Raw genomic sequence first — 12,159 nt, 5'->3', positions numbered from 1 at the left:
GGTCGTTCTGCATCTGCTGATTCCGGTGCTGTGGATCAGTGCAGTGGTTGCCGCCCTGTCGGCGGCGTCACTGCTGGTACTCACCTCGTCGGTCGCACTGGCCCGCGTCCATCCTCATGTTCTCTCGCCGACGACACTCACTCTGCGATCCTCCGGGAAGGTCGTCGCGACGGTGAACCGAGCGACCATCGTCTCCGCCCGTGTCCACCGCCGTTACGGAGTCGTGTCGCCGGCTCTCGACGGCGGCCGACTAGTACTACCGAATCAGGACGGAACCACCGTCGACATCGACCTGTCCTGTGCCACAACAGTTATAGTGCCCGCACCTCTGAAGCGATGGAGGGTCGACGGTACTGCCGACTCCTTCGGCCTTCAGGTGGACGATCCCGCAGCACTGGTCGCAGCGCTCGGTCGGCTCGCTCCCGCGACCGGATCCGCGTCGGCGCGTCGGAGCAGACCGGTCGCGAACAACAGAACCGTCAAGGCCAGCGCGGTGATGACGGAACCGGCCCAGATCGGCGAGGTGTAACCGAGACCGGCCGAGATCGTCACACCGCCGATCCACGCGCCCAACGCGTTTCCGAGATTGAATGCGGCGATGTTCGCGCCGGATGCCATCGTCGGAGCGTCGGATGCGAACGACATCACCCGCATCTGCAGTCCAGGGACCGTCGCGAAACCGAACGCACCCATGAGCACGAGAGATGCGATCGTCGCCGAGCGACTCTCCGCGGTGAGCGCGAAGAAGACGAGTACGACGGTCAGCGCACCGAGCAGAATCGTCAGCGTGCCGGTGAGGTTGCGGTCTGCCGCCTTGCCGCCGAGATAGTTGCCGACGAACAACCCGCCGCCGAACAGCACGAGGAGCCACGGCACCGAACTCGACGCGAAGCCACTGACGTCGGTGAGCGTGAACGCGATGTATGTGAACGCACCGAACATGCCGCCGTACCCGAGCACCGTGACCACAATGGACAGCCATACCTGCACCGACCGGAACGCGCGCAACTCGCGACGCAGATTGCTCACCTCGTCGCTCCCGGTGTCGCGAGGAACGAGGGTGGCGATGCCGATCAACGCGACGATGCCGATCACCGTGATCGCCCAGAACGTCGAGCGCCAACCGTGGTTCTGACCCAGGAACGTCCCGAACGGAACTCCGAGGACGTTGGCGGCGGTGAGGCCGGCGAACATCATGGCGATGGCTCCGGCCTTCTTCGCCGGCTCGACCAGGCTCGCCGCGACGACGGCACCGATGCCGAAGAACGCTCCGTGACACAGCGCTGCGACGACGCGGCCGAACAGCATCATCTCGTAGCTGCTCGACAGTGCGGAGACGAGATTGCCGACGATGAACAGGCACATCAGTGCGAGCAGGACGTTCTTGCGAGGAAACCGTGTCACGGCGGCGGTGACGATCAGGGCCCCGACGACGACGGAGAGCGCGTAGCCGGTGATGAGCCAGCCGGCGGTGGCCTCGGTGACCGCGAAATCGGCCGCGACTTCGGGCAGTAGGCCCATGATGACGAATTCGGTCAGACCGATTCCGAATCCCCCGATGGCGAGGGCGAGCAAGCCGAGTGGCATGTCTGAACTCCTGAATGTCTGAACTCCTGAATGGAAGATGCGTACGCATTTATCGAGCTATCGCGTTTAGTTGCACGCGCTCGATAAATGCTTGCATACGCCTCATGCATGCGCAAGCCGGTCATGTGTGGCTGGACCGAAACCGTCCGCGAACTGGGACTATTGCCGCAAGGCAGACTCCGAGGGGTACTTCACCTCACGTACACGTATTGTTCCCCCTGAATCCCGATTTCACCGGAGTCGGGTACCAACCGTCCGCGACCCCCGACCGAGTGGTCGATACACAGCCGGGAAGTCACTTCTCCTCCATGCACGTACCCCAGAGCAGCGCCGATACCTCGGCCGCAGTTGCCGTTCCGGCTCAGGGGGACGCAGCTCCGGCGTCGAGCGAACCGCGTCGGCCACCACAGCGACACGACCTCAACGGCCTGCGCGGTGTCGCCATCGCCCTCGTCGTCGTCTTCCACATCTGGATGGGTCGAGTGTCGGGCGGCGTCGATGTCTTCCTCACCCTGTCCGGCTTCTTCTTCACCGCATCTCTGCTGAGATCGGCCGAGTCCGGGGCAAGCCTGAACCCGATCACTCGCATCTCGCGGGTACTGCGCAGGCTCGGCCCGCCGTTGCTGATCACCTTGTTCGCGGTAGCCGTCGCATCGGTGTTCCTGCTGCCGCGGACCCGCTGGGCCGACCTGGGCGATCAACTGGTGGCCGGTGTCTTCTACTTCGTGAACTGGCAACTGGCGACGACGGCGAACGACTACCTTGCGGCCGACCCCTCGGTGAGTCCCGTTCAGCACCTGTGGTCGGTGGCCGTGCAGTTCCAGTTCTACCTACTGGCCATTGCCGTCGTGTTCGGTCTGGCATGGGTCCGACGCATCGCGCGACCCGAGGGCCCACGGAGTCTTCGACCTGTGACATTCGCGGTGATTTTCGCCGTGATCGCGGTGGTGTCTTTCGTGTACGCAGCGGACGGTGTTCGACGCCACCAGGCGTGGAACTACTACGACACCGGGGCGCGGCTGTGGGAGATCATGCTCGGGGCGGCAGTCGCAGCCGTGTTCGCCGCACGCAGCGGCAAACCGGCGGCCGGGCCGTCGGCCCGCGACACCCGAACGTGGTCGACCGCACGCGGGGCCCTTGCCGTTGTCGGCATCGGTGTCATCGTCGCGTGCGGCTTTCTCGTCGACGGTGTTGCTGCTTTTCCGGGGCCTCTGGCCCTGATCCCGGTGCTGGCCACCATCGCGCTGATCGTCGCCGATTCCGAGACGGCCGTCGCGGCCACGCTCTCCAACCGCTTCTTCGCCTGGCTCGGATCCATCGCGTTTCCGCTCTACTTGTGGCACTGGCCGCTGCTGATCTTCTACCTCTCGGCCACCGATCGGTCCCACGTCGACATGCTCGGCGGCCTCGGCATCGTCGCTGCCTCGGTGGCACTCGCATTCCTCACCGTTCGGCTGGTCGAGCGGCCCACGCAGTCGACCACGTTCACCCCGGCACGCATCGCGGTGACCGCGTGTGCGGTGGTGGCCGCGATCGCGGTCACCGCGAGTTCGATCGGGTGGAACGCCTACATCAACCGATCGATCGACGCCGTGCAAGCCAACGGATCCATCGACGAGCTGACCCACCCGGGCGCGCTCGAGTTGACCGACGGGATTCGTGCGGACCCCGCCGACGTGATCCCGCCCCTGTATTCGGCCCCGGAGGACCTGCCGGCCACCACCATCGAGGGCTGCATCGCGGATTTCGAGACCCGGGAAGCGATCTCGTGCTCCTACGGCGACGTCGACGCGACCCGAACCATCGTGCTGGCGGGCAGCTCGCATGCCGAACACTGGGTCACGGCCCTCGACGCCCTGGGACGTGAACACGGCTTCGCGGTGGTCACTTTCCTCAAGATGGGATGCCCGCTGAGCGTGAACACGATGCCGATGCTCGGCCCGAACGAGTACCCGGATTGCCTGGACTGGACTCGGACCGTGCTCTCCGACATCGCCGACATGCAGCCGGACTACGTGTTCACCACCGCCACCCGGCCTCGAGAGGACGCCCCCGGCGACTTCACTCCCCCCTGGTACGCCTCGGTGTGGCAGCAACTGACCGCGGACGGCGTCGGGATTCTCGGTATCCGAGACACCCCGTGGCTCGCCTACCGGGCCCTCGACTGCCTCGCCGACGGCGGCACGGCCGTCTCGTGCGGTATTCCGAGGGACGACGCGTTGGACCCCGTCAATCCGGCCCTGGCCTCGTCGTTTCAGCTGGGCGGATTCTCTGCGCTCGACCTGTCCGATGCCGTGTGCGACGACTTCGTGTGCCGCGCCGAGCAGGGAAACGTTCTGATCTACCGTGACGAACACCATCTCACCGCGACCTACGTGCGAACCCTCACCACCGAGCTGGGCCGACAGATCGGATCGGCCACCGGGTGGTGGGCCGGACCGTGAGCGGGGCGGCTCGCGCTCGGTAAGCCCGGGCCCACCCGCCACAGTAGGGTTGATCCATGCTGCACGAAGCCTCCGACGACACGCCTGCCATCGCAGTATGGCCGGGATCCGCTTATCCACTGGGCGCAACCTACGACGGAGCAGGAACCAACTTCGCCTTGTTTTCCGAGGTCGCGGAGGCGGTGGATCTGTGCCTGATCGCCGAGGACGGCACCGAGACCCGTATCCGTTTCGAGGAGTCCGACGGCTACGTCTGGCACGCGTACCTGCCCACGGTGGTACCGGGTCAGCGCTACGGCTATCGCGTTCACGGCCCGTGGGATCCGGCCGCCGGGCATCGCTGTGATCCGAGCAAACTGCTCGTGGATCCGTACGGCAAGGCGTTCGAGGGAACGTTCGACGGTGACCGATCGCTGTTCTCGTACAACATGGACGCCCCGGCTCCCGAGCCCGAGCCCGAGTCCGAGGTACGAATCGTCGAGGAAGCCGCGGATTCGCTCGACGCCGAGGTCCCGTTCGAGGACGCCGCCGATCTCGCCGATCCCGACGACGAGATCATCGAGGAAGCCCCCGTCGCGCACGACGAAGTGCCGAACAACGACTTCCCCCAGCATGATTCGCTCGGACACACGATGACCACCGTCGTGATCAACCCCTTCTTCGACTGGCAGGCCGATCGCGCTCCCAAACGCCCGTATCACGAGACGGTGATCTACGAGGCCCACGTCAAGGGCATGACGATCAACCATCCCGACATCCCCGAAGCCGAGCGCGGCACCTACGCGGGCCTGGCGCACCCGGTGATCATCGACCACCTCAACCACCTCGGTGTCACGGCCATCGAGCTGATGCCGGTGCACCAGTTCATGCAGGATCAGGTTCTGCTGGACAAGGGATTGCGAAACTACTGGGGCTACAACACATTCGGTTTCCTCGCCCCGCACGCGGAGTACTCCTCACTGCAGTCCCCCGGTGCCGCGGTCACCGAGTTCAAGGCCATGGTCCGTTCGTTCCACGCCGCCGGCATCGAGGTGATCCTCGACGTGGTCTACAACCACACCGCCGAGGGCAATCACATGGGCCCGACCATCAGCTTCCGCGGCATCGACAACGCCGCGTACTACCGGCTCGTCGACGGCGACCTCGAGCATTACATGGACTACACCGGTACCGGCAACAGCCTCAACGCGCGACACCCGCACACGCTGCAGCTCATCATGGACTCGCTGCGCTACTGGGTCACCGAGATGCACGTGGACGGATTCCGATTCGACCTCGCGTCGACCCTGGCGCGCGAACTGCACGACGTCGATCGCCTGAGCGCGTTCTTCGATCTGGTGCAACAGGATCCGGTCGTCAGCCAGGTGAAGCTGATCGCCGAGCCCTGGGACGTGGGCGAGGGCGGCTACCAGGTCGGCAACTTCCCCGGCCTGTGGACGGAGTGGAACGGCAAATACCGCGACACCGTGCGCGACTACTGGCGGGGCGAGCCGGCCACACTGGGTGAGTTCGCATCGAGACTGACCGGATCCTCGGATCTGTACGAGGCCACCGGCCGTCGCCCCGGTGCCAGCATCAACTTCGTCATCGCGCACGACGGGTTCACGCTCAACGATCTGGTGTCGTACAACGACAAGCACAACGACGCCAACGGCGAGGACAACAACGACGGCGAGAGTCACAACCGCTCGTGGAACTGCGGCGTGGAGGGCCCGACGGACGATCCGGAGATCCTGGACCTGCGTGCCCGCCAGATCCGCAACATCATGGCGACGTTGCTACTGAGCCAGGGCACGCCGATGATCGCGCACGGCGACGAGATGGCGCGCACCCAGCAGGGCAACAACAACGTCTACTGCCAGGACTCCGAACTGGCCTGGATGGACTGGTCGTTGGCCGAGAAGAACGCCGAACTGATCGAGTTCACCCGCAACGCCATCGCGCTGCGCGCCGAGCATCCGGTGTTCCGACGCCGACGGTTCTTCGAGGGCCGCCCCATTCGAACCGGCGAGCAGGCTCGAGACATCGCCTGGCTCACCCCCGCGGGCGAGGAGATGACCCCGGAGGACTGGGACAGCGGATTCGGCAAGTCGCTCACGGTGTTCCTCAACGGCGAGGGAATCCCGGAGCCGAACCAACGCGGTGAGCGCGTGGTGGACGACTCGTTCCTGTTGTGCTTCAACGCACATCACGAGACCATCGAGTTCGTGACCCCCGACGGAAACTACGCCAAGGAGTGGACGGTGGCGCTGAACACCGCGTCGCGAACCGGGACAAGTGAGAAATCGATCGAAGCGGGTACACCGGTGGAAGTCACCGCTCGTTCCTTGCTCGTTCTACGAAAGACTGCCTGACACATGCCGCTGCCCACCAGTACATACCGGTTACAACTGCGGGGCGATGCCTTCACCCTTGCCGACGCCTCGGACGTGGTCGATTACCTGCACGACCTCGGGGTCACCCACCTCTACCTCTCGCCGATCCTGACGGCGACGGACGGGTCGACACACGGTTACGACGTCACCGACACCTCGACGGTCTCGGCCGCACTGGGAGGCCGAGAAGCATTGACGCAGTTGCATTCTCGTGCCGCCGAAGTGGGCATGGGGATCATCGTCGACATCGTGCCCAACCACGTAGGAGTGGAGGACCCGCGGCAGAACGCATGGTGGTGGGACGTACTTCGTCGCGGTCGCGACTCCGAGTACGCGACGTACTTCGACATCGACTTCGGAGCCGACAACGGCGTCGACGGCAAGATCGCCATCCCCGTTCTCGGGAGCGCGAGCGACGTCGGCGAGTTGACCGTCGACCGCTCCGAGGACCGGCCTCTGCTCGCGTTCTACGAGCACCGCTTCCCCATCGCCGACGGCACCGACAGCGGCGATGCGCAGGCCGTACACGACCGCCAGTCGTACCGACTGGTGAGCTGGTCCGACGGGCTGATCGGATACCGACGTTTCTTCTCGGTGAACGGTCTGGCGGGAATCCGGCAGGAAGACCTCGACGTCTTCACCGACTCCCATCGACAGGTGGCAAGTTGGATCGAGGACGGTCTGATCGACGGACTTCGCGTCGACCATCCCGACGGCCTGGCCGACCCCGCCGGCTACCTCACCGAGCTCCGCGGACTTCTCGGCCCCGACCGGTGGTTGGTCATCGAGAAGATCCTGGCCGACGGCGAACCGTTGGACGAATCGCTCCCCGTCGACGGGACGACCGGATACGACGCCTTGTCCGCGGTCGGCGGAGTGTTCGTCGACCCCGAGGGCGTGCATGCACTCACCGCGTTGTCCCAGGTGCGTTCGGGCATCGCCTACGACAGCGAGACGCTGCACGAGACCGAACTGGACCTCAAGACCGGGGTCGCCCGCGGCGATCTGTCCCCGGAGGTGCGACGCCTCGCGCGGGCCGTCGTGCGCGAATCCGGCACCACCGTCGATCTCGAGTCCGTCATCGACGCGATCGTCGCCGTCGTCGCGGCCGTCCCCGTCTACCGGACCGACTACGCGCCGCTCGCTCGCGTGCTGCCCGGCGTGATCGCGGAGATCGGCGAGGAGCAGCCCGAATTGGCAACCGGCCTCGGCGCGTTGACGACGGCTCTGATCAGCGGTGCCGAATCGCCGGTGCGCTTCGATCAGGTGTGCGGTGCCGTCACGGCCAAGGGTGTCGAGGACTGCCTGTTCTATCGTGCGAACCGGCTCATCTCGTTGCAGGAGGTCGGCGGTGATCCCAGCCGATTCGGTTGCAGCACCGAGTTCTTCCATCTCACCAATGCGGACCGCGCGAAGCGTTGGCCGGCGGCGATGACCACGCTGTCGACCCACGACACCAAGCGCGGCGAGGACGTGCGGGCACGCATCGGCGTGCTGTCGCAGACTCCCGAACTGTGGGCCCGCTGTATCACCGACTGGGAAGAACTGACCCCGAGTCCCGATGGCACCACCGGAATGTTCTTGTGGCAGAACCTGTTCGGAGTCTGGCCGACCGACGGGGTGGTCACGTCCTCGTTGCGTAAACGCGTCCACGCCTATGCGGAGAAGGCGATCCGCGAGGCCGCCCTTCGCACGACGTGGACCGACCCGGACGAGGAGTTCGAGTCCGCAGTACACAGCTGGCTCGACGCGATCTTCGACGGTGCCGTCGCGCGCTCGATGTCGATGCTCGTCGAGAAGCTCGCTCCGCACGGCCATTCCGACGCACTGGGTCAGAAACTGCTCAACCTGGCCGGGCCAGGCATCCCCGATGTGTACCAGGGCACCGAGTTGTGGGAGGACTCGCTCGTCGACCCCGACAACCGAAGGCCCGTCGACTACTCGGTGCGTCGATCGATGCTCGCCGCGTCGAACACCGCTGCGCTCTCGATCGACACGGGTGCGGCCAAGCTCGCCGTCGTTCGCGCCGCACTGCACGTGCGACGCGAGCGGCCGAAGAGTTTCGTCGGCGGGACCTACACGCCCATCGTCGCGGACGGATCCGCAGCCGAGCACCTCGTCGGGTTCTCGCGTGGACCGGTTCCCGGAAACGCCGACGTGATCGCACTCGCCACGAGATTCTCGCTCGGCCTGTCCGAGCAGGGTTGGGGTGAGACATCCGTCGCCCTGCCCGACGGCCGTTGGCGCGACCGCATCACCGACGTCGAACACACCGGCACGGTGTCGGTGGCCGAGGTGTTCGCCTCACTCCCGGTCGCACTTCTGGTGCGCGACAACGAAGGAACGGTGGCACAGTGACGTCTTCCGCAGTGACATCACCGGCAACGACCCGTCGGTTCCAGGTCTGGGCACCGACCCCGGAGACGGTCCGCCTCCAGCTCGACGACACGGTGCATCCGATGCAGCGCTGCTCGAACGGATGGTGGCACGCCGATGTCGACGCCGCACCGAACTCTCGATACGGCTTCCTGCTCGACGACGCAGACAAGGCGCTGCCAGATCCGCGTTCGCCCCGGCAGCCCGACGGCGTACACGAGCTGTCGCAGGTCTTCGAAGTCGATCCGACGCTGTGGACCGACGCGGCCTGGACCGGACGGCAACTGCCCGGCTCGTCGATCTACGAGCTGCACATCGGCACGTTCACCGATGAGGGCACGTTCGACGCGGCCGTCGGCAAGCTCGATCATCTCGTCGATCTGGGCGTGACGTTCATCGAGATCATGCCGGTCAACGGGTTCAACGGCGTGCACAACTGGGGCTACGACGGCGTTCTCTGGTACACCGTGCACGAAGAGTACGGCGGCCCGGAAGGCTTGCAGCGCTTGGTCGATGCCTGCCATGGTCGCGGTATCGGTGTCGTTCTGGACGTGGTCTACAACCACCTCGGCCCGTCCGGAAACTACCTGGACCGCTTCGGCCCGTACATGACCGAGGGGGCCAACAGCTGGGGCCAGGCGATCAATTACGCCGAGGCCGATTCGGGCGAGGTGCGGCGCTATGCCCTCGACAACGCACTGCGTTGGTTCTCCGAGTTTCACATCGACGCACTGCGACTCGACGCGGTGCACGCGATCGTCGACCACACTGCGGTGCACCTGCTCGAGCAGCTGTCGATCGAAACCCGAAGTCTCTCGGCACATCTGGGTCGGCCACTGACCCTGATCGCCGAGAGCGACCTCAACGATCCGATGCTGATCACTGCTCGGTCGGGCGGCGGGTACGGACTCGACGCCCAGTGGGACGACGACATCCACCATGCCATCCACGCCGCGGTCTCCGGTGAGCGGCAGGGCTACTACGGCGATTTCGGTTCGCTGCAGGGGCTGGCGAACACGTTGCGGCAGGGGTTCTTCCACGCCGGAACGTACTCGAGTTTCCGTGGTCGCATCCACGGTCGACCACTGGACACCCGGCGCATCCCGGCCAGCTCGCTGGTGACCTACACGACCACACACGACCAGGTGGGCAACCGCGCGATCGGCGACCGTCCGGGCTTCTACCTCTCCCCCGGTCAGCTTGCGATCAAGGCCGCGCTCGTGCTGACCTCGCCCTACACCCCGATGCTGTTCATGGGCGAGGAATGGGGAGCGTCCACACCGTTCCAGTTCTTCACCTCGCACCCCGAGCCCGAGCTGGGCAAGGCCACGGCAGAGGGACGCAAGGCGGAGTTCGCCGAGCACGGGTGGGACAAGAGCGATATCCCGGATCCGCAGGATCCCGAGACGTTCACGCGGTCGAAGCTGAACTGGTCGGAGCTGGGCGACGGCGATCATGCGCGACTGTTGGCCGTCTATCGCGACTTGTTGCGGCTGCGCCGCGACCGGACCGAACTGACCGACCCGTGGCTCGACCACGTGAAGGTGGACTACGACGAGGACGCGCAGTGGATCGTCGTTCGTCGCGGCCGCATCAGCGTGGTGTGCAACCTGTCCGAATCCGCTGTGACGGTGCCGGTCGGCGGCTCCGCACTACTCGAGTGGGAGCCGACTACCTCGAACGAGACCGGCTCTGCCACCACGGTTCCCGGTCACTCCGTCGTCGTACTGGAGTCCTGACGCCTGCGTAGGTTGACCAGGACGAACACGGCGGTGACGGCGAGAACAACCGCGGTGGCGACGGCCGCGACATGCATGCCCGCTACGAAGGCAGCATGTGCGGAATCGAGCAGAACCGTCGCCACCGAGTCCGGCAATTCACGAGCCACGGCATCCGCGCCGCCGAGTGTTTCGCCTGCCTTGGCTCCGAGCTCGGGGGTCAGCTGGGTGACGTCGATTCCACGACGGAAGATGGCCATGACCACCGTGCCGAGTACGGCGACACCCAACGCGATGCCCAGCTCGTATGCGGTCTCCGACACTGCCGAGGCAGCTCCCGCTCGTTCGGGTTCGACGGAGCTGACGACCAACTCGGAGGTCAGTGTGAGCGCAACACCGACGCCTGCGCCCACGAGCACGAATCCGGCGATGAAGAGTGTCGGACCACTGTCCGTGGCCAAGCCGACCAGGATGCCTGCGCCCGCAGCCGCGACGAACATCGCGACACCGAGAACCGTTCCCGCGCTGAAGTACCGAACCAGGACCGCGACCAGCAACGACGTGACGATACTGGCGGCGGTGCCGGGCAGCAGCAACAGTCCCGCCTCGAGCGGACTGTTGCCGAGGACGAGCTGCAGGTACTGCGAACCGAAGAACAGCACCCCGGCGAGGGCGAAGACCGACAGGAAATTCGTGGCCACACCCGTCGAGAACGCTCGGTTGGCGAACAGCCGCAGGTCGATCATCGGGGCCGCGAGAGTTCGCTGCCGCCGCACGAACACGAACCCGGCGATGATGCCGATCACTGCGGAGAGCAGGTAGACCACGTCGAATCCGTGTGCCGCGGTCTCTTTCACCGCGAACACCACGGGCACGATGGCGAGCATCGACAGTGCCGAACTCGTCAGGTCGAAGCGCCCCGGGTTCGGATCCTTGGACTCGGGGATGACCAGCGGTCCGAGAGCGATCAGCACGATCATCACGGGGATGTTGATGAGGAACACCGATCCCCACCAGTAGTGTTCGAGCAGCCAGCCTCCGACGAGCGGTCCCGCGGCGGCACCGCCACCGGCCATCGCGCCCCACACTCCGATGGCGGCGACACGCTGACGCGGGTTCAGAAAGATGGTCCTGATCAAGCCGAGGGTCGCAGGCATCAGAGTTGCGCCGGAGATGCCCTGAAGCACCCGGGCCGCGATGAGCATCTCGGCGCTGGTCGACACGGCCGCTACGAGCGAGGCGATGCCGAAGCCCGCGGCACCGATCAGCAGCAATCGGCGACGGCCGATGCGATCGCCGAGCGTGCCCATGGTGATGAGCAGGCCGGCCAGGACGAACGAGTAGACGTCGATGATCCACAGCAGCTGGTTGCTGGTCGGTGCCAGGTCGGAGCTGATGAAGGGCAGGGCCAGATCGAGGACCGTGCCATCGACGGCGATGAGCAACACGGCGAATGCCAGCACCACCAGACCCAGCCAGTCCTTCGGGGTGGCTCGGTGCTCGGATGCTCCGGTCGCCTCGTGCACCGAACCGGTGCGCATGTCACTCACTGCTGCTCCTACGTTCTGCGCTCGGTGACCGGAACTGGTCCCGAAGCGACGACGAGTACCGACCGTCCAGCCGGTACAGTGATCGAGCGTACCTCCAACCGTCCAGCCG

At 65.6% G+C, this 12,159-nt stretch carries 6 protein-coding genes; 4 read left to right on the top strand and 2 right to left on the bottom strand.

Annotation, left to right across the window (positions count from 1 at the left end; all coding sequences use genetic code 11):
• Positions 1-372 precede the first annotated feature (372 nt).
• Entirely contained in the window at positions 373-1,587 is a 1,215-nt protein-coding gene (locus CH296_RS20970) for an MFS transporter (protein ID WP_094685678.1), read from the bottom strand.
• A 308-nt stretch (positions 1,588-1,895) separates the two neighbouring features.
• Between CH296_RS20970 and CH296_RS20965 the strand changes: the two genes are divergently transcribed.
• The 4 genes from CH296_RS20965 to treZ are packed head-to-tail and all read left to right on the top strand — an operon-like array spanning position 1,896 to position 10,521.
• The gene (locus CH296_RS20965) at positions 1,896-4,031 is read left to right on the top strand and encodes an acyltransferase family protein (protein WP_094685677.1); all 2,136 of its coding nucleotides are present in this window, start codon (positions 1,896-1,898) and stop codon (positions 4,029-4,031) included.
• Positions 4,032-4,087: 56 nt separating this feature from the next.
• Positions 4,088-6,385 (top strand): glycogen debranching protein GlgX, encoded by a 2,298-nt coding sequence (gene glgX / locus CH296_RS20960; protein WP_094685676.1) that lies wholly within the window; start codon positions 4,088-4,090, stop codon positions 6,383-6,385.
• Positions 6,386-6,388: 3 nt separating this feature from the next.
• Positions 6,389-8,764, top strand: a complete 2,376-nt coding sequence (gene treY, locus CH296_RS20955; protein WP_094685675.1) for a malto-oligosyltrehalose synthase — start codon at positions 6,389-6,391, stop codon at positions 8,762-8,764.
• Entirely contained in the window at positions 8,761-10,521 is a 1,761-nt protein-coding gene (gene treZ, locus CH296_RS20950; protein WP_256980526.1) for a malto-oligosyltrehalose trehalohydrolase, read from the top strand. The genes treY and treZ overlap by 4 nt, the downstream gene beginning before the upstream one ends.
• On the opposite strand, the gene CH296_RS20945 is transcribed toward treZ, so the two are convergent.
• Positions 10,494-12,041 (bottom strand): MFS transporter, encoded by a 1,548-nt coding sequence (locus CH296_RS20945; protein WP_094631693.1) that lies wholly within the window; start codon positions 12,039-12,041, stop codon positions 10,494-10,496. The genes treZ and CH296_RS20945 overlap by 28 nt on opposite strands.
• Positions 12,042-12,159: the final 118 nt, after the last annotated feature.

Source organism: Rhodococcus sp. 14-2496-1d, from assembly GCF_002259365.1.
Classification (GTDB): domain Bacteria; phylum Actinomycetota; class Actinomycetes; order Mycobacteriales; family Mycobacteriaceae; genus Rhodococcoides.
This window is presented reverse-complemented; position numbering and strand designations above follow the sequence as displayed.

Excerpts from the sequence above, each read along its gene's own strand:
- CH296_RS20970 (WP_094685678.1), bottom strand. The coding sequence starts at position 1,587 with ATGCCACTCGGCTTGCTCGCCCTCGCCATCGGGGGATTCGGAATCGGT.
- CH296_RS20965 (WP_094685677.1), top strand. The coding sequence starts at position 1,896 with ATGCACGTACCCCAGAGCAGCGCCGATACCTCGGCCGCAGTTGCCGTT.
- glgX (WP_094685676.1), top strand. The coding sequence starts at position 4,088 with ATGCTGCACGAAGCCTCCGACGACACGCCTGCCATCGCAGTATGGCCG.
- treY (WP_094685675.1), top strand. The coding sequence starts at position 6,389 with ATGCCGCTGCCCACCAGTACATACCGGTTACAACTGCGGGGCGATGCC.
- CH296_RS20945 (WP_094631693.1), bottom strand. The coding sequence starts at position 12,041 with ATGCGCACCGGTTCGGTGCACGAGGCGACCGGAGCATCCGAGCACCGA.